Raw genomic sequence first — 23,370 nt, forward strand, 5'->3', positions numbered from 1 at the left:
ATCGAGACTGTTCATAGCAATGCACCCCTGCGCCCTAGAAGCGCGTGTTGATTTCAAGCTGCAAGACATCGATATCGAACGGCGCGCCGTACACCGCCTCGGAACTCAGCCAGCGGCCGGTGGCGAAGACGTTCTTGGCCAGGCCGTAGTTGCCGCCGAGGAAATAACCCTTGGCGTTGGTGCCGCCGAGGTGGAACGAGGAATCGTTGAAACCGTCAGGCAGCGCATCGGGCTGGATGTACTTGTAGCCGGCGAACAGGTTCCAGTCGCCCTGCCTGGCCAGCTCCAGGCTGTTGCCCAGGGTGAACTGCACCATCCAGGCGTTGGCGCCGCTTTCCAGCTCGCCGTTGCTGTCCAGGTTGTTGACGATCTGGCCTGCGGAGCGCTTGCGCATCTCGCCTTCGTCGTAGCCCAGGTTGTGGATGTAGTTGGCCTGGCTGCGCAGCTTGAAGTTCTCCGGCAGGTCGGCGTCCCACGTAAGGTTCAGGTCCAGCAGGTTGAACTCCGAGGCCAGGCCGACGAACTGCGGCTGCGCGGTGGCGGCCGGGTTGAGCGGGTTGGGCGTGATGTCGCGCAGCAGGAACACGCTGTTGCCCTTCTGCATGAAGGCCACGCGGCTGCCGTCGCTGTCGCAGCCCGGCGCCCCGGCCCAGGGTTCGCAGGCACCGGAGCGCTGGCCCTCGATGTCGTCGAAGCGGTAGTAGGCCAATGCGCCCTTGAGCCGGTGGTTGCCATTGATCGCCCAGTTGGCGCCGATCTGCGCGCCGTACAGCCATTTGTTGTCGCTCTCTTCCTTGTCGAAGCCGTTGCTGGTGGAGGTGTCGTTGGTGTACTCCACCGGGAACGCACCGACCGTACCGAACAGGCCCCAGTCGCGATTGAGCTTGTGGTTGAAGATCGCCGCCACGCCGTCGAAGTTCAGGTCGGTGGAATACAGCAGGTCGGTGGAGAAGAACGGGTTGGCGATCCGCCCGCCGGTCAGGGTCAGCGCGTCGGTGGCCTTCCAGGTCAGGTAGCCCTGGTCGAGCCAGATGTCCTTCTTGCCGAACCCGCCGCCCAGGGTCTGGGTGGTGGACACCGGGTTGTTGTCCGAGCCGGTGCCGATGCGGATGCCGGCGGTCCAGTCCTCGGCGACCTGGGCCTTCATGCCCAGCCGGGCGCGCAGGCGGAACAGGTTCTCGCGGTCCTCGCGGGTGTTGAGCAAGGGCGGCAGGTTGGAGCTGCTGTTGGGGTTGACGTCGTACGGGCCCTTGTCGTTGAGCTTGGCGAAGTCGACGATTTCGTTGCTGTTGCTGTCCGAGTAGTAGCGCGACTCGTCGCGCAGGCGAATGTCGCCGTCGAAACTGATGCGCGACACCCAGTCCGGGAAGGTATTGGGCTGGGCCCAGTTCTCCTGCTTGGCGGTGGCCATGACCTCGGCCTTCACCTGGTCGCGGATCTGGTCGCGGACGATGGCCGGCACGTATTGCACCCGCACATCCCCCGGGGTCGCCGCCGGGCCCGCCGCCACCGCGGTGTTGGCCTGGCGCGCCTGCTGCGCTTCGCGCTCGGCCTGGGCGATCAGGCCGTCGGCCTGTTCCTGTTTCAGCACGCCCTGCTGCACCAGCAAACGGATCAGATTGATCGTGGCGTTTTCCGAGGGCGCAGCGGGCGCGGCCGCTACCGGTCCCACCAGGGTCGCGATGACCATGCCGATCGCCAGGGACAATCGATTCACGTTGGAAATCATTTGCACACAGCTCCTTTTGGCAAAACTTGCATCAGTCGTTCGGTTAACCCGGACGCCGCCCCTGCAGGGACAGGCGAACAGGCAGGGTCAGGGAGGCCGGTGGCCGCTCCGTCAGGTGCGGTGCGCCGCGCAAGGCGGCCAGCACCTGGGTGTCGATTTGCGGGTTGCCGCTGGACTTGACCAGCTCGACCCGGGTGATCTCGCCGACGGCGCTCAGCCAGACGTCGGTTTGCAGCGAAAAGGCCTGGTTGCGCAGGTCCGGGTTTTCCCGCAGCACGCGCTGGAAGGTGAAGGCCAGGAACTGGCTGTAAGTGCCGTTGCCCAGGCGCCCACCGCCGGAGCCGGCCATGCCGCCGCCCTTGCCGGCGCCGATGTTGAAAGCATCGCTGCCGGCCTGGGCATCGCCATCCATCTGCATGGGATTGGCCAGATCGTCCACCGGCGACGGCGGCGCCTCTTCCTCGGGCTTGACCTGCTCCGGCTCCGGGGTCGGTTCCGGTTCGGGCACCTTCTCCTCGACCTGCGGCTCCGGCTCCTTGGGTTTTTCCGGCGGCGGTGGCGGTGGTGGCGGCAGCGGGATGATGGTCGGCACCTTGGGCGCCTCACGGCGCACCCCGCTCATGTCGTTGGCCCACTGCCAGAGCAGCCAGGCGGCGCCGGCCCCCAGCAGCAGGCCCACGCCCCACTTGAGCAGACGCGGCGCCGTGCGGTTCTTCACTGGCGGCAACTGGATAGGTTGTTGTGCGGTCATGGCTCAGCCCTGGCTCGGTTTGCCGGTGACCAGCCCGACCTGGGACAGCTCCAGCCGGCGCAGCAGGTCCAGGACCTCGATGACCTTCTGGTACTGCACCGTGGCGTCGCCGCGCACGATCACCGGGAAGTCCGGGTTCAGGGCCTTTTCCATGCGCAGGCGTTCTTCCAGCTCCGGCAGCGTCACCGGGTAGGCGTCGAGGAATACCTGGCCGCCGTCGTTGACCGAGATCGCCTTGGTCTTGGCCTCGGACAGCGATACCGAAGCGCTGGCCTTGGGCAGGTTGATCTGGATCCCGGAGACCTGGGCGGTGGCGGTGAGGATGAACATCACCAGCACCACCATCAGCACGTCCACCAGGGGCGTGATGTTGATGCTGTCCACTGGCGCGTCGTCATCGTCGTCGTGGGAGGCGTTCACAGAAGCCATGACGTTTCTCCTCAGGCCGGCACGCTGGCGTTATGAACCCGCGCGGGCGCGGCTTCACTGGACTGGCCGGCGCCATGCAACTCGGCCAGGCGGGTGATGAACTCGTCGACGAACACCCGCATGTCGGCGCTGACTTCCTTGTTGCGGGTGATCAGCCGGTTGTAGCCAAACAGCGCCGGGATCGCGACGAACAGGCCCATGGCGGTGGCCAGCAAGGCCGCGGCCATGCCCGGGGCGATGGCGTTGATGTTCACGTCGCCGGCCATGGCCGTGCCGAGGAACACCACCATGATCCCCAGCACCGTGCCCAGCAGGCCGATGTAGGGCCCGCCGGCGATGGCGTTGGACAGGGTCGAGAGCTTGGAACCGAGCTGCTGGTTCTCGCGGGTGCGCACGCCGTCCATGGAGCAGCGGATGGCCTCGATGGTCGCCGCCGAGACCGACGAGGTGTCGGCGCCCTGCTCGCGGCGGGTGCGGATCTCCTGGACCGCCACCTGGTACAGGCGCCACAGCGAGGAATGCTCCAGGCGCTGGGCCAGCTCGCGATCGTCGGCGAACATTTCCAGGCGGGTGCCGACCCGGGCGAACTGCTCGCGGAACAGCTGGTTGGCACTGCTGACGCGGCCGACCATGCGGTTCTTGCGGATCATGATGATCCACGACTGGAACATCATCAGTACCAGCACCGCGATGATCACCCAGGCGTCCACCGGCACGGCCTTGAGCAAAAAGCCCAGGCTGCCGAAACCGAAGCCCGACTGTTCTTCATCGACGCCGTACACCACCAGCTTCGACTCGGCGCCCTGGGCCGCGGCATCGGCCAGCAGCAGGCCGGCGGGACGGGCCACCTTGGACAGGCGCAACTCGTCGATGGCGCCATTGAACGGCAGGAAGGCACTGGCCTCGGCCTCGGCCGCTGCCCCTGGCGTTGATGCCGGCGGCAAATCGGCGCCGATGGCCAGCGGCGAATTGAACGCCGGCAGCGCCACCGCCAGGCGAGCGCTTTCGCGGCCATTGACCAACAGCGCCAACTGGCTGCCCTGGGCGGTCAGGGCCAGGTGCTGCCACTGCCCGGGGTTGAGCGGCTGGGTCGACACCGCGCGCTGGCCGTCGACCTCGACAAAAGGCACGCCCTGGTTGACCCCGATCAGCAGGCTGCTGGCTCCCTCACGCCGGGCCAGCAGCAACTGCTCGCCGCTGGCCTGGTCCAGGCGCAGCCAGGCACTGAAGGTAAAGGCGCCGTCGGCGTTGTGTTGCAGCGACGGGCTGGCCGGCAACAGCAGCGGCTGGCCGTTGAACTGCAAGGCCCGGCCGATCACCCCATCGATGCTCGCGCCGGTGGCGTTCTGCGCATGGTTGCCGTAGGCCGTGGTGTCCTTGGCCGGGGTGCCGTTGGCGCCGTCGAAGTGATAGAGGGCGATGTAGTTCGGGTCGAAGGTCAGCTGGCCGTTGGCGGTCGCCGGGGCCTTCTGGTTGCCGTAGTACATCCAGATGTCCTGGCGCTGGCCGCCCTCCACGTTCGGCACATCGACCCAGACCAGGGCCATGCCCATCAGCGGGTCGAAGCTTTCGATCTGGTGGTTGAACACGGTCTTGTCATCGGCGCTGACGAAACGCAGGTCGGAGCCGTCTTCCTTGACCCCATCGAAGCTGAAGTTGCCGGTGTGCAGGCGCACCAGCAACGCGGTGCGGCCCAGGGCCTGGTTGATGGCCGCGCCTTGCGGCGTGGTGTCGATGGAGATCTGCTTGCGGTAGTGCCAGTCGTCCTGCCACCACGCCTGGGCGGTCGCCGGGAGCACGAAGCCCAGGCAGATCAACAGGGAAATCAGTAAGCGCTGCATGAAAGTTACTCCGTGAAAGATCAAAACGTCGCCTGCACACTGAAGTGCACGCGCGAGTCCTGTTTCTGGGTGTTCGGTCCATCAAGCAGCGGGTAACCCCAGTCCAGGCTGCCGGAAAGCCATTTGCTCAAGCTGGCGCGGGTGCCCAGGCCGACGCTGGCCAGGCTGTAGTCGGCCTCCTGGTCGGGAAGCTCGTCGCGCAGGTACATCCGCGCGCCTTCGGCGAAGGCATAGAAGCGCCATTCGTTGACATAACCGCCCAGGTACTTGGCCAGGGACGGCGTGCGCAGCTCCTGGGAAAACAGGTAGCCGTCGTCACTGGTGCGCTCGGCCGCCAGGTAGCCGCGCACCGAGGTGGCGCCGCCGGCGGAGAACTGCTCGTTGGACACCAGCGGCCCCGAGGCCAGCTGGAACGCCGCCTTGGACCCGGTCTGCCAGTCATTGGCGAAGGTGTAGGTGTAATTCAGGTCGCCCTTGAGCGCGGCGAAACTGGGGTTGGCGCGGTAGCGCTTGTAGTCGAAGTCTTCATCCGAGCTGCCATAGCCGAACAGGCTGCGGGTGCCGGCCACCAGGCTCAGGCCGAGGCCCAGCTGGGAAGTCTCGGTGTAGCGGAAGCCGTTGTAGGCAAAGGTGAACGGTGCGTACTTGAGCGGCACCTTGTCGCTGTCGCCGCCCAGGCTCAGCTCTTCCTCGAAGTCCTTGAAATCCACTCCGACCGAGAACGAATTGGCCCAACTGCCGCTGGCCGGCAGGCTGTAGATCAGTGACAGGCCATAGGAATGGCCCTTGCCCAGCACGTTGCTGCCGCCGATGGTGGCGACGTTGCTGTCGGACTGGTAGCCGGCGAACTGCAGGCTCCAGCGCTCGTTCAGCGGCGCGGTGTAGGAACCGGACCAGACCTTGGCGTTGTCCTGGTCCTCGGGCGAGGTGAAATAGGTCAGGGAAATGCTGTGGCCCAACTGCCAGAGGTTGTTGTAGCCCAGGCTGGTGACCGCCCGCAGGTGCTTGGTGTCGGCGCTGTAGTCATTGTTCAGGCCGACGCTGGCCTGCCACGGGTTCTGGTCTTCCACCTGCAGGTCGACGTCCATGGTGCCGGGGCGCTGGCCTTCGCGGACCAGCGGCATGACCTGGCGCCCGGGGGTCTTGTTCAGGCTCGCCAGCTGGCCCTGGACCTTGGCGAAGTCCGGCACCTCGCCTTCCTGCAGCGCCGGCACCTCGTCGCGGATTTCCACCGGCGAATAATGCTTGGCCCCCACCACCCGCACCCGCCCAACCTTGGTCTCGCTGACCTGCAGGTAGACGATGCCGTCCTCGACCTTCTGCTCCGGCAGCTCGACGAACACCGACTGGTAGCCGCGGGCCTGGTAGACCTTCTGCAAGGCGTCGCGGGCGCCCTCGATATCGCTCAGGGCTTTCTGCGGGCCGAGGAAGGGATACACCGCTTCTTCGATGGCCCGGGCATCGAGCACGGTGTTGCCGCGCACGAAGTACTCATTCACATCCACCAGCCGCGCGGGCGCGGCCGCGCCTTGCGCCGCGCCGCCTTGCGCCGCGCCGCCTTGCACCGGTTCGCCCTCCACCGGGCCGCCCTCCTCGGCCAACAACGGCTGACTCAGCGCGACCAGCGCCAGCCAGCCGCACACCGGCAGCCAGCGCCTGGTCGGCCCCGGCCGCCCCCTATCGAACAGATGCTCCACACCGCCCCCTAGATTTCCAAGAATGTCCAACCGCGTCGAAACCGCCGTCGCCGTCTGTACGGCGTTTGGCCGCCTCAATTGCTCAAGGTCGATGTCGTGGCGTGCTTGGCCAGCCAGCTGTGCAGCAGCGCGAAGTTCAACGAGAACTCGGGCATTTGCAGCAAGGCGCCACAGAACACTTCACCGATGATTTTCTGGATCAGCAGCACCGCCCGCGCATCGTTCAACAGCGTGGCGATATCGCGGCTCAGCACGCCGAGGCTCCAGACCTTGTGGTTCAGGTCCAGGCCGACGAACCAGCGAAACAGCAGGTTGTAATTGAGCTGCTCGTACAACTGCTGCTCGCCAGGCACCGAGTACAAGAGCTGCAACAGCAGGATGTGCATCACCGTGCGTGGGGCGATAAGCATGCCGGGCTCGGCATCCAGGCCCTGGAGAATGTCGCGGTGCTGGTCGAGCAAGGCGTCGATCTGCGGGCGCAGCAACACCAGCGAATGGCCCGGCGGGATGTAGCTCGACACCTCCTTCAAGGCGCCCTGCCAGTCATCCTGGGAAACGATCCAGACCCACGGCGCCCCGTAGCGATAGACCGATACCGGCTTCTTGCGCGCGGCCTCGACTATCTTCGACAACCGCTGGTCCAGCTCCTGCATGCCCACTTTCGCGTAGCGTTCCATAGTCCCCATCACCTCACTCCCGGCGTCCCGCCTCGGCTCAGAACAGTGGCCAGAAGGCCCCCTCAAGCGCGTCACATATCCATGACGGGACTGGCGAAGTGCTACCGAACTTTTGTCACAAAAGCTTCATTCACCCCAGGAAGGTTCGGCCAGGACAGACCTGAGGGCGCCAGGGTGCCTGGCTCGGAAATACGGGATGGAAAGGTGGCGGGTGGTGGCGCGGTGAATGCCACACGGCCGGCATGCGAGAATATCGATCCCTCAACCAGGCTATTTCAGACAAGGACACCCCCATGACAGACCTCAGGCCCACGGAACCCGGGACGGTTGACGCCATCGCCTACCACCGGGCCTCCTCGGCCTTGCAGCGAGCATTTGCCTTGCTGCAGCGGCGCGTCTATCCCGAGCCGGACGAGCCTGAAGACGCCGAAGCCGCCCCGCTGCACGCTCCCGTGTTCGACACCTTCTCGTTCTACATCTGCGCACCCGACCGGGTGCTCAGCTACGCCGCTGTCGCTATGAAGACGATCGAGCATGCCGGCCACACGTTCGACATCGCCGGACTCAGCTGCGTCATGACCGATCCCGCTTGCCAGGGACAAGGCCTGGGCCTGAGGACCGTCGCCGCGGCCACGCGCTGCATGGAACACAGCAACCTCGATATCGGCGTCTTCACCTGCGATCCACCGCTGGCGCGTTTCTATGCCCGGGCAGGCGGCTGGCCCATTGCGCCCGACGTGGTGCTGATCGGTAATCAGAACGAAATGGCGTTACGCAGCGATACGCTGGGTAAAGTCGTTCTGTTGCGCCTGTTTTCACCCAAGGCAATCGCGGCAGCCTCTGTATTGACCAGCGGGACCATCGATCTCGACCTTCCGGATGGACAGTTTTTATAGGGACCGTGTCGGTGAGAGGGGCATTCCACGGCTGAGCGACGACCGGCTGTGTCGGAAGGTGGTGAGCTTCATGGCATTTTCTCGCAAGCTTCGACCGTTGAGCGGCCAAGCCCGAAGGCCCCCATGCCCGACAAAAATACGCCGGACCGATGCAATCCCCGTAGCCGCTGCCGCAGGCTGCGATCGGCCGGAACGGCCGCGACGGTTTCATAAACGCCGAAGATCATCTACACGATTTGTACAAAACCCCGGCTTGCCTGCCCCCGGGCCCGCGCTTATAGTCCGCCGGTCGCCCAGATGGCGATTCGGGTTTGGCGACCTGACAGTAGAGAATGCGCAAGCTGATGGCTTTTTTGCAGCCGTCCGCTCGTCCGCAGAGTCGCGTTATGGCGGCTGTGCGCGGGAGACCTCCGGGTCTGCCGGTTTTCTCTACTGCCGGTTCGCCAACCTGCGTACAGCTGTCACCCTTTCGTTTGGCGACGATTGAGTGATGACCTCAGCAATCAAGTAGAGAGTCTGATCATGGATCGATACATGCCCATCACGGGCCACGACTGCAACATCCCTTCTTTGCTTATAGATACCCAGGCGCCTATCGATGTGCTGCACGATGCGGCCGCTTATCGCATACGCGCGGTGACCCAACTACTGGAAAGTTTTTCGGTAGCGGATGCCCCTAGACGCGAACCTGTTCTGCTTCAGGAACTGACGCTGGTTTGCAGCATCATGCTGCGCGATGGGTGTGATTTGATGGATGTGGCTGGGAGAAAATTACAAGAAGGGCTTTCAGCTTAAGTAGTAGTGGGCGGCGTTAGGCCGCCCATTTATTTAATCCATTAGATAGTTGAACGTACAACCGACTACTCTTCGTCCCAGAAATCCCCGGGCGGCGCATACTCACCATCTTTCAAGATCACACACCAGCCAAAAATCCTGTAAAACATCTCAAGATCTATAACCTGATAAACATCAAGCTCAACTTCTTTCAGAGTTATCCGGCCGAATGCGTAGTGCGTATACTGCCCCCCAACTCCTGCAATAGCTCTTAATTCTAATTCCTTACGATCCCACTCAGAAACAATTCCCGAAACCTCAGGCATAGGATCAAGAAAAGAAACCTCAAACTCTTTAGACACTTTGCACAAACAAGGAATTAATTTCTGCCCAAGTAAAGCATCAGTAGCTAGATTCTTAGGAAATCTAATATTCAATTTCATTTCAAAGCACTCCTAGGAACGACAACCTCACCCGTAAAATTCTTTTCAAAGGTAGTAACAGGACTAAAATATTGACTACCGTGCGAATCACGAATTGCAACAACAGAAACACCATTCCTAGTTGCAACCCCATCTACTACAACAAAGTGAGAGAAGCCAGATCCTCCAGTTTTGTCAACCACCTGAACAACCACTGGAGTTCCGTCTGAAGTGTATCTGGCCAAGTCAGCAACATTTCTGCTCCTAAAGGCACTTGCGGGAACGCCTTCAGACTTCATGAGGCTAGCAACATCCTGAGGAAAAATACCGTCTTTAGAAGGTGCAAGTTTCTGAATAAGGCTCTCCACATCAACCTTTTTCCCATCGTATCCAAAACCATTCCACAAGAGTTATGACCACATGTAGGTATTGGTCCTTGGTTCAGAACCAAACGATCACCATCTCGTGATATCGAATCAGCAAGGAGTGGGTTTTTAGGGCCTGCACCAGCAGCTTCTCCGGCAACCACGGTTCCTTTTGCACCGAGGCTATCGCCCTTATGTCACAGGCCTAAAATCATCAATCGTCTTGTTTTTCTCTTTCAATAGAGACGCAACGAAACCGGGATTGAAAACCATCAAAAATTCAATAGCATCATAAATTTTCCAGCGATGTATTTCGGGATGATCAATTATGGCGACAAGGTGCTTTTCAACAAGAGGCACATACTCTGAGTAGTTTTCACTACTCGCGAAATCAAAAATTTTGGCTATTTCAAACGGTTCACTACTCGCCAAAGCAATGATTTTCGATAGGGGGGAATAGATCTGGACTCTTGCAGCCTCGATATCTCCACGATCAGCCACGTTGGCAAAATACCGAGTCACAGCCAAGAGTATTTGGTGATAAGTGTCGTCGTATCCGTGTAGTCGATGGAAATAGACTCCTTCGATGCCTCCAGGTTTGTCCATTCTCCCCTCCAAGGCAATCAACCCTTCATGAATGCCCCAACTGGTCAGTAACTTCGCAGCCAAGAAGTGCTCCTCATCGTTATTCGCATGACGAAGCAAATCCAGCACGGCGTCAATTCTATCCTGTGGAATATCCTCTGGATCCAAATCTCCTGCACTCACGGCATAATCCGCATGTTCTGGAATGTGATTCAAAAGTTCGTATGTTTTCGGCTCCATAAAAAACCTATTTTTTTACCGTTTTAATATAGTCGACCGGCACACAGCCCTTGATCAAACACTCACCATCGCGCGTAGCGTTCCCCAAATCTCTCTCCGCGTTAATCAACGAATCTTTGTTATTTCGAGATGGGTTGTTTGTATACCTTGCACGAGCCGCATCCACTTTCGATTGCAATTCTGCTGCCACCTGTTGATTCGTCAAAAACTTGGTATCTGGAAGTACACCGGAATCAATGTCCTTCTGCAAGCGCTTTACGTCGATCTCAATTTTATCGGTGCCATAATTTTTCGGATTCGACGTTGCACTTGGATCAGTAACAGATATATACGGCGAATTCTCAGGGTTACCACCACGCACGTGCGTTTGGACGCTGCCAGTCCCATTGATGTTGGGTGGAACCAAATCGCCGTTTTCATTGATATACGCTTTGGGTTTGCCGTTTCCGTTGACTGTTGCGCTGAAATCGTTATCGCTGCGCACAACGATCTGACTTGGCCCTTTTGCACCAACCCACTTCCCACCAACCCACTCAACAGCCTTACCACCAATACCTGCTGTGATCGCCCCAGTAGCGGCGTCGAAGACTATAGAGCCTAACTTATCTGGCGTCGAAAACAGCAACTGGTCACCAGCGCGCTCCAGGCTTTGCGCAGGAATCGGGCTATTGAGCCAGTCAATACCCGCCTTGCCTGCCTGAACGATATTGCCTGGAATATCCGTCAGATGGGTCAGCGTATTGACAGTGTTGTCGTAAACCTTGCCAGGCCAGTTCACAGCCGCATCAACAAAGCCGGCTCCCATTCCACTGGCGATGTATCCCCATTCGTTCGCAGGACCATAGCCAGACCAGACAACCTGACTCTTATCGATGCCGTTCCAGTAGCTGTTTAAAGCCTGCTGGTACTCTTCCCCTGTCATGCCCTGTTGATAGGCAGCCAGTTGTACCTGTCGAGCCTGCTCTGTGCGCTCAAGATTGCGGGCCTTGTCCAGACTGTCCATAGCCTGGGTAATCCTGTTCTGACAGCCTGTAACATCCCCTCCACGCGCCTTGCATCCTTCCCGCGCCTGATCTGCTGCCTCTATCTCCTTATGCAATAGCCAGTTGTACTGCGTTGCATTCTTTGCAACCCAACTACCCTTCTCCATCTTGGCCGCATCAGCATCTGTCTGCCCGGCTGCCGCCAGCACTCCGACGATCTGCGAACTCATGGTCAGCAGGTTTTCATTTCCGCCCACCAATTTGTCCAGATGGGTAACCAGCGCCTCATTCGCCCCCGCCGCCAAAGCACCGGTCTTGAAATCACCTCCGGTAGCCTTAGCCAGTAATCCGCCCACCATCGCGTGAACCGCGATCTTAGGTAACGAACCGTCCGCCAGGACATTTTTGGTGTAGTCACCCACCGCGTTGAAGCTCGCCGCCGCCAGGGTGTTGAACAAGGCACTCTTCAGGGCATCGCTGGCGCTACCGCCCTGTCCAAGGGCCTTGCTCAGCAACATGGAGGTACCGCTCTGCAGCGTCTGATTGGCGGCAAACTGCCCAACGCCACTCCAGGTACCCAGAGAGGGCGGGACGGTGACCTTTCCTATCGCCGTGTTGGTTTCGGTGCCAGTCCATTTATCAAAATAGCCGGCCGTGAGACCCGCGGTAATACCCGAGATTGCATACCCCTTCATCGCATCGGAAGAGGTCACGTCCTTGAATACCGCGCCAAGATTGCCGCGATTATTGACGGCGCTGACTGCTGCGTTTGTCGATGCATTTGCTGCAACAGCACCGACCATGGCGCCTGCGGTACCGCCGCCGGCCATGGCGGCGGCGGCAGGCCCAACCACTGCCGCCATCACAATCGCAATGATGATCTGCGAAGCCGGCCCCAGCCCCGAGTTGCTGTATTTGAAGGACTCGTGAATCTCCTTCACTTGCCGCCAGTCCACATCGCCCCGTGCTTCTGCCTGTTTCAGCCAGGCCAATTGCGGATCGGCCTTCACCATCGCGTCGATGCTCTGGCTGACGGTTTGCTGGTCCACCTGTTTGACGTCGATCTTCAAGCCGTCAACGGCTTTGATCACGATGTCGCCGGCGGCCAGCATCTGCGTCTGGCGCAGGGTTTCGTCGGTATTGCCCTTGCCTTTGGAGGAAACCCAAGCGGCGTTGTTGTTGGTCTTCTCGTGGCTCTCCTGATGCAGATCCTTCACCCCCTCAAAGGTGATCTCCCCACCGCTCTGCAACGTCAGGTCATTGCCGCTTTCCAGCTTGGCCGCCTGATACTTCTGGTCTCCACCGCTGACCAGGGTCAGGTCGCCACCGGTGGTGATTTCGCTGCCGATGTTTTTCACATCGGTGACTTCGTCGCGCTTGGTCTGCTTGCTGCCAAAACTGCCTTTTTTCTTCTTGTCGTACAGCGAGTAATCGCTGTCTTGCGCCGCCAGCAATTCGAGGTTGTTGCCAGCTACCAGGTAGGCTTCGTCGCCGGCAGTGATACGGCTGGAGATCAGCGCCATGTCCTTGCCGGCACTGAGCGAGACATCGCCGCCGGCGTTGAGGGTGGTGGCGATCTGGCTGACGTGGTCTTCCTGACGGGTGACTTTCTTGGTTTTTTCGTAGGAGTGCTGCTCGTCGGCCGCCGAGGACAGTGTCAGGTTCTCGGTGGCCGCCATGGCGATGTTGCGCTTGGCCTCGATTTCGCTGGCGATGGCGTTGATGTCGCGACCGGCCTTGATCGTCAGGTCGCGGCCGGCACTGACCTCGGCGCCGATCTGGGTGATATCGCTGCTGTAGTGCTTTTTACCCAGCACCAGGCTGTTGCTGAGCTCAGTGGACACCAGATTGGCGTCGCGCCCCGCGTTCAGGATCATGTCCCGGCCGCTTTGCAGCACACCGCCAGGGGTGCTGAGGTCACGACCGGCGGAAATGCTCATGTCGTTGGCGGCTTCGACACGCGCGGCGCTGTTGGCGTAATCCTTGTGCGAATAGCCCCGTGCCACGCTGTCCGCCGAGGTGACGCTGCGCTCGTTGAGCACATCGCCGCTAATCGTGGTCATCGTCACATCACGCCCGGCGATGATGCCTCCGGCCTTGTTGACGATGTCGTTGCCCGCCAGCAGGTCCAGGCGTTTGCCGGCCTCGATCAGGCCGCTGTTGACCAGGTTGTTGCCTGCGGTGGCCGACAAGTTGTTGGTGGCGCGCAGGGTGCCGACGTTGTCGAGGTTCTGCCCGGCGATCAGGCTGACATCGTTACCGGCAATCAAGGCACCGGTTGGGCCGAGGCGGCCTTCGGCCTGGGCCATGTACAACACCGGTACCAGCACTTTTTCCCCATTCACTTCGTGCTCTTCGAGCCACACGATGTCGTGGGTCAGCGCCGCGACCTGCTGTGAGGTCAGCGTCACACCCACCGACAAGCCGAGCTGCTGCTTGCTGGTGATGGCGTTGTCCATCAGGTACTTGAAGAGTTTTTCGTCCGAGGTCTGGCCGTCGATAAAACGCTGGCCAGTGCGGGCGACGACCGCCTGCTGGATCAGCTTCTGCTCATAGAAACCATCGCCCAGGCGCTTCTGGCTCTCGTCGGGGTTATAGCCCAGGTTGGCGAGCAGATAGTCCGAGCTCATGAACTGTTTCAGCTCAGTGAGCACCGGATTGGTTTCAATCAGGTACTTCTGCGGATTGGGCTTGAAACTGCTATCCGGCAGGCCCTGCACCCGGGCCAGGGTCTGGCTGGCCACTGGTGTCGCGACCATTGGGCCGGGGGTTTGGCTGTTCCCAGGCGTGGTCACGCCGGTCGAGGGGGCCAGCGGCAGCGTTGGCACGCTCAGGTCCGGCCCCGTGGCAACTGCGCTATGGCTGGCGCCTTCGACCTGCACGGCTCCCACCTGGGTGATCGCGCCAGCATGGCCTTCATAGCCTGGCAACAGCAGGTTGCCGCCATTGTCGGCCGGGGCACTGACATCAATCGCGCTGGCACCCACGTTGCTGTCGGTGACCTGGCGGGTAACCCGGGTCAGTTGCCGATCGCTGGAGGCCACTGGGGCAACATCGGCAATCTGGAAGCTACGCGCCTGAATATCCGGCAGGTTCTGTTGACGCTGGGCGGTGCTGACCGAGGCGCTGCCCATGCTCCAGTCTTGCGGCCCGCTATTGGCCTGGGTCGCCTGCTGCACCGCTGCGCCCTGCCCACTCAAGCGGAACAGGCCGTTTTGCCCTGTTGGTAATGTGAAGCCGGGCAGGCTCAGCGGGTTGACTTGTTGCTGGGCAAGATCAGGCGGGAGCTGAGCGTTCAGACTAACTCGGCCGCTATTATTGGTCCCAGACGCCTTAGTATCAGCCCGCACACCATTTGCAATATAATAATAGTCATTACGAACCACACTATTATTGAAGTTATTCTCGGCTACAACATCAACCTTACCGCCAGCCTGAATCACCGCCGCATAGCTTTGATCACCCGTCGTCAATGGCGTGACTTTATGCAAGCTAGTAATTTCATGATGCGTCACACTTATAAAGTTCGATAAGAACTCCTCTAAATATGGCCGACTTGTCTCAATCTCACTATAACCAGGATTTTCAAACCAATATAGCGCATTAAACATATTTGCGCCTTTTTGGGCCTCCCCGTGCAAATAGTTAGAAGAAGTCATATAGGTACTACTACTTTCTGTTTCTCCAGAAACTACACCAATATTCGTCAGACTCTTAACTCTTGCTAGAAGACCACCTCCAGCAGCGATAGTACTACTGCGATTAAGCAGAGTATCACCATAAAAACCAAGATCGCCACCAGCACCGATACTTGACTCTTTAGAGGCAGAGGTAACCTCCAACTTGTTACGAAGGGCAACCTCAAAAAAACCGTTCTGACGACTCCCACTACAATCAGCCCCATATGAGGGATCACAGGCAATTTCGGTAATACGCCCAGTGTATATACCAGCATCCTTATAGCTAAACTCTGACCGATTATTCTCTATTCTGTTAGCAGCTAGATTCATACTGCCATCGCTTTGAATCGATGATGAGCTATTGACGATACTATTGGCGAGACCACCTACTCCGTCTCGATCAATCTTCAGGTTCGCCAAACTGTAAACATCAGCGTAACTGTTATTGAAGTCGCCAACACGCAGCGACATATTACCGCCACTAAAAATCAAGGCATGGTCATTCGTGAGAGAGTTGGTGGTCAACGTAAGATCCTGAGAACTACCCAACGTCCCATAATTTGTGACACTTGCGGCCAAGAGTTTGAGACCCTCCGTTCCGGTCAATCGTCCGTAATTGATCAGCGAACCGGCGCTCCCCACCTCAGTTGTTCCGCCACTGGATATGCCGCCTGCACTAGCCAACATCAATTGCCCAGCATTCAAGGTCAGGTTACCCAGGCTGCTGACACGCCCACTTCCTGAATAGGTTCCACCGAGGGATATGCTCAAACTGCCGTCGCTGGCAATTACTCCGTCATTTAACCAATTGCCGCCCGTACCGACGAAGCGGTCAGAAGCCAGCAATTGCCCGCTGCCGGTCTGGGTCAGGTTGTTGACGTTGATGGTCAGGCGCCCGGCCTGGATCACGCTGCTGTTGGTCCAGCTGTCGGCGGCGAGCGTCAGCCCGCCTCGGGTGACGAGACTGCCACCGGCATTGGTGACGTTGGCCGTGGCGATATCGAAAGTGCCGTTGCCCACATGCAACAAGCTGCCACCCTGGTTCTGGAAGCTTGCGGCATTCAGGGTCAGGTCGCTGTTGGCGGTTTCCAGTCTGCCGTTGCGGTTGTCGAACAGGCCGCCGATCTGGAAGTCGGTCTTGCCGCTGCCGCCCAGGGCACGCAGCTGGCCGGTCTGGTTGTCGAGGCTGGCGGCACGCACGCTGAGGGTGCTGTCGCTCTCGATGATGCCCATGCGGTTGTTCAAGTGACCATTGAGGCTGAGGTCGACCTGGTGACCGGCGATCTGGCCGTCGTTGTCGCCGCTGTTATCAAAATCATTGCCGCTGACCTTGACCAGGCCTTTGGCATACAGGCCGCCGTTACGGTTGTCGAAGTTGGCGGTGGTGATCAGTGCATCGCCGCCCTGGGCCGAAATGCGCCCGCCGTAGTTATCGATGCCGCCCAATACACTGAGGTTCAGACGCTGAGCCTGAGTGATGCCGCCCTGGCGGTTGTTGGTCAGGTCGTAACCATTTTTCAACACGCCGACGACACGCGCTTCCAGCGCGCCCTTGAGGCTGGCGAGGGTACCGCCGCGGTTATCGAGATTGGTGGCGCTGACCTTGAGATCGCCGTTCTGAGCCAGGAGCCGACCGCTCTGGTTGTCGATATCGCCGGTCACGGCCAGGTTCAACGCGCCCTGGCTTTGCACGGTGCCCTTGGCGTTGCCCAGGCTGGCGGCAGTGAGTTGCAGGTTGCCGTTCTGGCTGTAGATCAGGCCGTCGCCGCTGTTCTGCACAGCACCGGAGCTATTGATGACCAGGGTGTCGTTGCTCGCGACGGTGCCACGATTGCGGTTATCCAGGCCACCGCTGAGCACGCTCAGCAACCCCTGGCTGACCAGTTGGCCGCCCTGGTTGTTGATCTGGCTGCTACGGCTGATCACCAGCGGACCGCCACTGGCCAGTTTGCCATTGGTGTTCGTCAGGTTGCCCAACAGGTCGAGGTTCACCGCACCATTGCTGGCCAGGCTGCCGCCGGAGTTATCCAGGGTGGTGCCGGTAAAGCCCAGCGACTGCTGGGCATTGATGTTGCCGCCGTTGTTCAAGGCCATGGCTTGCACCGTCAGGGCCGCGCCGCTGTCGATCGAACCACCCAGCGCATTGTTCAACAGCCCGCCAACGGTCAGTAACTGGGCCCCGCCGCTGGACAGAATGCCTGCGCTGTTATCCAGGCTGGCCGCCTTGACGGTCAGGGTCTTCTGGCTGACCAGCGCGCCGGCGTTGCTGTTGAGCAAGGCACCGCTGACGCTCACATCCAGGTCGCCACTGCGGCTGGACAGCGTGCCGTTGTTGCGGTTGTCGAGGCTGCCGCCATTGACTGCCAGCCCCTGCCAGCCAGAGATCAGGCCGCCCTGGTTGAGCAAGGTGTCGCCTGTCAGCCCGAGTTGGTTTTGGCTGATCAATTTGCCACCGCTGCTGTCCAGCGTACGACCGATAAGGTTGAAACTCTGGCTGCTGGAAATCTCCCCATTCTGGTTATTCAGGTCGCGCAAGCGGTTGATGCTCAGCGGGCCTTTGGCAATCAGCAAGCCATTGCGGTTGTCGAGGTCACTGCCCGACAGATCGAGGCGCACACCGCTGTCGCCCAGCAGGCGACCGCCATTCTGGGTCAATGCCCCCAGGGTCAAGGCCATGTCACCTTTGGCCGACACTTCCCCGCCGTCATTGGAGTTCAGGCTGTGGGCGGTCAGGCTCAAACCGCCCTGGCTGTTAATCAAGCCGTTGGCGCTGTTGTTCAGTGCCATTGCATTGAGGGTCACGGCACTGCCACCGAGCAGGGTTCCCCCCTGGTTATTCAGGTCAGCGCTGCCGAGTGTCAGGTTCTGCTTCGCGTTGATCAGGCCTTTGTCTCGGTTGCTCAACAGGCCGGCAATATTCAGGTTCAAATCGCCACGGCTGTTAACGGTTCCCTCGGCGTTGTCCAGGCTGGCGGCGCGTACATCGAGGGCCGCCGCGGCAATCTGGCCTTTGAGGTTGCTCAAGGCCTGATTGACCCGCAGGGTCACGGCCTGGTTGCCGAGGAGCTTGCCGTTGCTGTTGTCGAGGCTGTCGGCGACAAGCGCAAAGGCCTGGGCACTGGAGATTTCACCGCCCTGGTTGTCAACGTCCTTGAGGTTGTCGAGCACCAGCGACGGCGCATTGATCAGGCCGTTCCGGTTATTCAGTTGCCCCTGATGCAGGTCGAGGGTGAGGCTCGTTTCGCTGAAGAGCTTGCCGCCCATCTGGTCGAGGCCGGTAACGCTGGCCGTGAGGGCCTTGACGCTGCCGATGCTGCCGCCGTCCCGATTGGTGACCTGGCCGGCGCTGAGGGTCAGGCTGTCGCCACTGTTCAGGCTACCCTTCTGGCTGTTGTCGAAGGCGCCAGTGGTCACGCCGACCACTCCCTTGCCGCTGATCACGCCTTGCTGACGGTTGTCGAGGCTGGCGCTGTGCAGGTCGACGCTGCCATCGCCGACCAATTTCCCGCCCTGGTTGCCAAGCGCACCGCTGACCTTGACCTTCAAGGCGCCTGCGCTCGACAGGCTGCCACCGGCGTTGCTCAGGTTGGCGCCGGTGACATCGAGTGTGCCTTCGCTGCTGATCAGGCCCTGATCGTTCGTCAGGCTGCGGTCCAGACCCAACCGCAGATCCTGCCCACTGAGCAATTTACCGGCGGTGTTATCCAGGGTCTGGCCGTCCAGGGTCAAACCGGCCTTGCCGTCGATCAGGCCCTGATTGCGGTTGAGCACCTGGCCGAGGGTCATGCTCAAGCCCATGGCCGCGATGATCTGACCGCTGTCACTGTTATCCAGGCGGTTGCCGGTCAGGCTGATGCCGGCGCTGCCGGAGAGTTCGCCGCCACGGTTGTCGATATCGCCGACCTCGAGTTTCAGCGCTTTTGTAGCCGCCACCAGGCCATCCTGGCGGTTGTCGAGCGCGCTGGCGGTCAGATTCAGGGCACCGCTGGCGATAAATTCACCGTTCTGGTTGTCGAGGGTGCCGAGGGTGGCCGACACATCGGCCTTGCCGGCCACCGAACCATCGCTGTTGTCGAGACGGTTGGCCGCCAACAGCACTGCCCCGTCGCCGATCAGCGTGCCATTGCGGTTGTTGAAGGTCTGGGCCACGCCCAGATCGACAGCGCCACGGCTGCTGATCATGCCGCGGCTGTTGTCCAGGGAGGCGCTGCGGCTATCGAGGGACGCAGCGGAAACCAGCCCGTCGAGGTTGTTCAGGCGCTGGGCGATGCGCAGGGTCAGGCCCTGGTCGCTCAGCAGCTTGCCGCCGCTGTTGTCGACATTTTGCGCAGCGACGGTGAAGGCCTGGGCGCTGGAAATTTCGCCTTTCTGGTTGGCGACGTCCTTGAGGTTCTTGAGTACCAGTACGGGCCCGTTGATCAGGCCGTTGCGGTTATTGAGCTCACCGTTGTTCAGGTCCAGCTCCAGACGGGTCTTGCTGAAGAACTCGCCGCCTTGCTGATCCAGGCCGGTGACGCTGGCGGTTAGATCCTTTTCACTGGCAATGCGGCCAGTGGCGCCGTTGCTGACCTGGGTGGCAGTCAGCTCCAACGCACCGTCACTGGTGAGGTGGCCGCCCTGGCTGTTGTCCAAGACACCGGTGGTGACACGGGTTGCACCCTTGCCGTTGATCACGCCGTTGTGGCTGTTATCGAGGCTAGCGCTGGACAGGATCAACCCTTGGTCGGTGATGATCGAGCCCCCCTGGTTGAGCACTGCACCCAGGCTGGCCAGCGACAGGGCGCGGGCGCCGCTGAGCTTGCCCGCAGTGTTGTCCAGCGTGGCGATATTGAGGGTCAGAGCCTCTTCGCTGCTGAGCAATCCGGTGTTGTTGAGCAAGGCCCCATCCAGGCGGATATCCAGGCCCTTGAGACCAGAGAAACTACCGCCGGCGTTATCGAGTGTGGTGCCGGTCAGGTGAGCCGCGCCCTGGGCAAACAGCTTGCCCTTGGTCTGGTTGATCAGTTGCGCCACGGTCAGCTGCAGGTCGCTAGCGGACAGCAGCTTGCCACCGTCGCTGTTGTCCAGACGCTGGCCCGTTTGGCTCAGGCTGCTTTCGGTACTGGAGATCTCCCCCGCCCGGTTGTCCACCTGGTCGGCATTGAGGGTCAATGCGTGGGTGCTGCCCACCAGGCCGCCGCGATTGTCGAGGGTCTTGCCAGTCAGCAGCAAACTGCCTTTGGCGACCAACTCCCCCCCCTGCTGGTTCAAGGTGTCGAGGGTTGCGACGAGATCGCCCTGACTGGCGATCCGGCCTTTGCTGTTGGTGACTTCCAGGGCCTTGAGCGTCAACGGACCGACCGCACTGAGCAGGCCGCCGCTGTTGTCCAGTCGCGAGCCTTCATAGTCCATCGCCGCCTTGCCGGTCACCACGCCCTTATCGCGGTTATCCAACTGTCCGACCCGTAATCTCAGGTCCTTATCGACCTGGATCAGCCCTCCCCGGTTATCCGCCAGGTCGCTGCGCAAGGTCAGCCGATCCTTGCCGGACAGGCTGCCGCCACGGTTATCCAGACGGCCGGTGGTCAGCTCGATGCCCCCGCTGGCCCTGAGCTTCCCCAACTCCCGATTGTCGAAGGCTCCAGCAACTGTTGCCGTCAGGCTGCCGTCGACGGCCAGCACCGATCCCCCGGCGCGGTTGTCGAGGCTGTCGACGGTCAGGTTCAGTGCCTTGCCGGAACCGAGCTTGCCGCCGTGGTTATTCAGCGCGCCGCTCAGGTCGACGCCAAGGCCAAGATCACCCGTCAGCTGACCTTGGGTATTGTCCAGGCTCGCCGCCTTGAGGGTCGATAACCCGGCGCTGGACACCCCACCATTGACGTTGCTCACCCCGCCCTCGACATTCAGGGTCAGATCCGAGTCGCTGCCCATCTTGCCGGCCGTGTTGTCGATGCTAGCGGCCCGGACATCCAGGCCATCGGCCGACACCAGTCCCCTGACGTTGTTCAAGGCTTGGTCGATGCGCAGGACCAATGCGTTCTGACTGATCACCTTGCCGTCGGTGTTGTCCAGCGTTTGCGCGGCCAGGGTGAAGCCCTGATCGCTGGAAATCTCGCCCTTCTGGTTCGCTACGCCCTTGAGGTTTTTCAGCAATAACTGGCCCGGCGCGTTGATCAAGCCGCCCTGGTTATTCAGTTGGCCGTTGTTCAGGTCGAGGCTCAGCCCCGTGCTGCTGAACAGTTTGCCGCCTTGTTGATCGAGGCCGCTGACGCTGGCCGTCAGGGCCTTGGTGCTGGAGATGCTGCCTTGGGCGCCGTTGTTGAGCTGGCCGCCGCTGAGGCCGAGCGTATCGCCGCTGACCAGAGTGCCGCCCAGGTTGCTGATGGTGCCCAGGCTGGTGAGCTTCAAGTCCTTGACGCTGGAGAGGTTGCCGCCGTCGTTGTTCAGGCTGCCGACCTTGAGCAGAATGGCGCCATCGCCCTTGAGCGTGCCTCGGGCGTTGAGCAATTGCTCGCTCGCTGCAAGGTCCAGATTGCCCTTGGCGTAGAGATTGCCACCTTGGCCGTTGTTCAACCGCGCAGCCTTGACCTGCACAGCCGCCTGCCCGGACAACTGGCCATCGAGTTGGTTATCGAGTTGTTCGAGCTTCAGGTTGATGTCGCCATTGGCGAGCAGTTTGCCGCCATTGCTGTTATTCAGCGTGGTCCCCGTCAGTTTCAGATAGCCCTGGCTGGAGACGCTGCCACCCTGATTGTCGAGACTGCCGCCCCCCAGGTTCATTCCCTGGACGGCGCCCAGCGAACCGCCCTGACGGTTATCCACTCGGTTGGCATTGAGCGTCAGGACGCCACCGGCGCTGACACTGCCGCTGCGGTTATCCAGCACGCTCGCCGTGTTCAGGCCGAGGCCGCCCTTGCTGACGATCCGTCCCTTGAGCTGGTTGTCGAGACTGGCACTGTCGAGGGCCAGCCAATCGTTCGCTGACAACAGGCCGGCCTGGTTCAGCAAGTGCCCGGTAATCTTCGCTGTCAGGCTCGCACTGCTCTGCAACGTGCCTTGGCTGTTGTCGAGGCTGGCGCTGTTGACCAGCGCAGCGCCGGTGCTCTGGACCCGGCCGCCCTGGTTATTGAAGGCACCGCTGGCATTGATATTCAGAGCGCTACCGGCCGCTATCAGACCGGCGACGTTATCCAGGGAGGCAACATTCAAGGTCACCCCGGCCAGGCTGGATATTTCAGCGCCAGCGTTATCCAGCGCTGCGAGGTTGGCGACCAGTTCACCATTGCTGCTCACCAGCCCACCCTGGCTATTGAGCAACTGGTTGGCATTCAGATTCAGGCTACCGCTGCTCAGCACCCGCCCCTTGTTCTGGTTATCCAGGGTCGCGGCGCTGACGCTGGCGCTCTGCCCCGCACTCAAGGTCCCGCCCTGGTTGTTCAGGGCTTGCGCCGTGGTCACCGTCAGATTGCGACTGGCAATCACGCTCTTGCCGCTGTTGTCGAGGTGCTGCGCGCTCAGGCTGACATCGCCATTGGCATTGCGGCTGTTGTCGGCATTGACTCCGGCTTCGATGATGCCGCTGTTGGTCAGGCGGCCGCCGGCGCTGAGGCTGATGCTGTCGCGCGCGGTCAGGTTTTGTCGGTTGTTCAAGTCGCCCTGGGTTTGCACAGTGAGTGCGCTGCCGGCATGGACCGATCCTTGGGCATCCAGACTCGCCGCCGTGACCTTGACCGCGCCATTGGCCGCCGAGGCGTCGACCATGCGCAGATGGCCATTGGCATCGAGCTGGATATCGCCACCGCTGGCGATCAACTTGCCGTCGAGTTTTACCCCGACCCCGGCCTCGGTGCCCACCAGCCTGATCGCCCCGGCGTACATGCCGCCCAGGGCCGAGGAGTCGATGGCCAATTCCGGCTTGGCGCTGCCGTCGTCGGCGCGGGCCGTGGCGTTCAGGGTGCGGGCGTCGACGTCGTTGCGGCCGGTGACGATGGTCAGGTTTTTCGCCTGGATCTCGGCGTTGATCCTGGCGCTGCGGGTGATGATCTCGAAGCGGTCGACGTTGCTGGCGTTGAGCGTCGCGCCGTCGATGGTCACCTGCCCCTGGTCGACCTGATAACGGCTGAGCTGGCCGTTTTCGATCACCGGCTTGCCGGTGGTCAGGGTGGCTTTCGGGGTGTTGATGAAGCCGCAGCCGTTGCAGCTGATGCCATAGGGGTTGGCGACGATCACATGGGCCGACTGCCCTGCCACTTCGGTGTAGCCGCGCAGCTGGCTCGGGCTGCCGCCGTTGACTTCGTTGAGGATGGTTTGCGCCGCGACGCC

12 protein-coding genes are annotated in these 23,370 nt (G+C 60.9%); 2 read left to right on the forward strand and 10 right to left on the reverse strand.

Annotated elements, in window-relative coordinates:
• Positions 1-34: 34 nt before the first annotated feature.
• The 6 genes from AC07PQ_RS22390 to AC07PQ_RS22415 form a co-directional block, all read right to left on the reverse strand.
• On the reverse strand, positions 35-1,729 hold the full coding sequence (locus AC07PQ_RS22390; RefSeq protein WP_493186181.1) for a putative porin: 1,695 nt from the start codon (positions 1,727-1,729) through the stop codon (positions 35-37).
• A gap of 43 nt (positions 1,730-1,772) precedes the next feature.
• The gene (locus AC07PQ_RS22395; protein WP_493186180.1) at positions 1,773-2,480 is read right to left on the reverse strand and encodes an energy transducer TonB family protein; all 708 of its coding nucleotides are present in this window, start codon (positions 2,478-2,480) and stop codon (positions 1,773-1,775) included.
• A gap of 3 nt (positions 2,481-2,483) precedes the next feature.
• Positions 2,484-2,909, reverse strand: coding sequence for an ExbD/TolR family protein (locus tag AC07PQ_RS22400; protein ID WP_007928991.1), 426 nt, complete (start codon positions 2,907-2,909; stop codon positions 2,484-2,486).
• Positions 2,910-2,920: 11 nt separating this feature from the next.
• Positions 2,921-4,750 (reverse strand): DUF2341 domain-containing protein, encoded by a 1,830-nt coding sequence (locus AC07PQ_RS22405; protein WP_493186179.1) that lies wholly within the window; start codon positions 4,748-4,750, stop codon positions 2,921-2,923.
• A 20-nt stretch (positions 4,751-4,770) separates the two neighbouring features.
• Positions 4,771-6,447, reverse strand: a complete 1,677-nt coding sequence (locus AC07PQ_RS22410; protein WP_493186178.1) for a ShlB/FhaC/HecB family hemolysin secretion/activation protein — start codon at positions 6,445-6,447, stop codon at positions 4,771-4,773.
• A gap of 74 nt (positions 6,448-6,521) precedes the next feature.
• On the reverse strand, positions 6,522-7,133 hold the full coding sequence (locus AC07PQ_RS22415; protein WP_007928988.1) for a transposase: 612 nt from the start codon (positions 7,131-7,133) through the stop codon (positions 6,522-6,524).
• 284 nt (positions 7,134-7,417) lie between these two features.
• On the opposite strand from AC07PQ_RS22415, the gene AC07PQ_RS22420 reads away from it, so the two are divergent.
• A complete protein-coding gene (locus AC07PQ_RS22420) occupies positions 7,418-8,020 on the forward strand; it encodes a GNAT family N-acetyltransferase (protein WP_493186177.1) in 603 nt (200 codons plus the stop codon).
• A gap of 522 nt (positions 8,021-8,542) precedes the next feature.
• A complete protein-coding gene (locus AC07PQ_RS22425; RefSeq protein ID WP_493186176.1) occupies positions 8,543-8,815 on the forward strand; it encodes a hypothetical protein in 273 nt (90 codons plus the stop codon).
• 65 nt (positions 8,816-8,880) lie between these two features.
• Here AC07PQ_RS22425 and AC07PQ_RS22430 read toward each other — a convergent pair whose 3' ends face one another.
• From AC07PQ_RS22430 to AC07PQ_RS22445, 4 genes are all read right to left on the reverse strand, one after another.
• Positions 8,881-9,237 (reverse strand): hypothetical protein, encoded by a 357-nt coding sequence (locus AC07PQ_RS22430; protein WP_493186175.1) that lies wholly within the window; start codon positions 9,235-9,237, stop codon positions 8,881-8,883.
• On the reverse strand, positions 9,234-9,623 hold the full coding sequence (locus AC07PQ_RS22435; protein WP_493186174.1) for a cysteine peptidase family C39 domain-containing protein: 390 nt from the start codon (positions 9,621-9,623) through the stop codon (positions 9,234-9,236). Before AC07PQ_RS22435 ends, AC07PQ_RS22430 begins: the two co-directional genes overlap by 4 nt.
• 150 nt (positions 9,624-9,773) lie before the next feature.
• Positions 9,774-10,406, reverse strand: a complete 633-nt coding sequence (locus AC07PQ_RS22440) for a hypothetical protein (RefSeq protein ID WP_493186173.1) — start codon at positions 10,404-10,406, stop codon at positions 9,774-9,776.
• 7 nt (positions 10,407-10,413) lie between these two features.
• Positions 10,414-23,370 (reverse strand): two-partner secretion domain-containing protein (locus AC07PQ_RS22445; RefSeq protein ID WP_493186172.1); only part of this gene is annotated, 12,957 nt, incomplete at its 5' end.

Source organism: Pseudomonas sp. GW821-FHT09E12, from assembly GCF_059416085.1.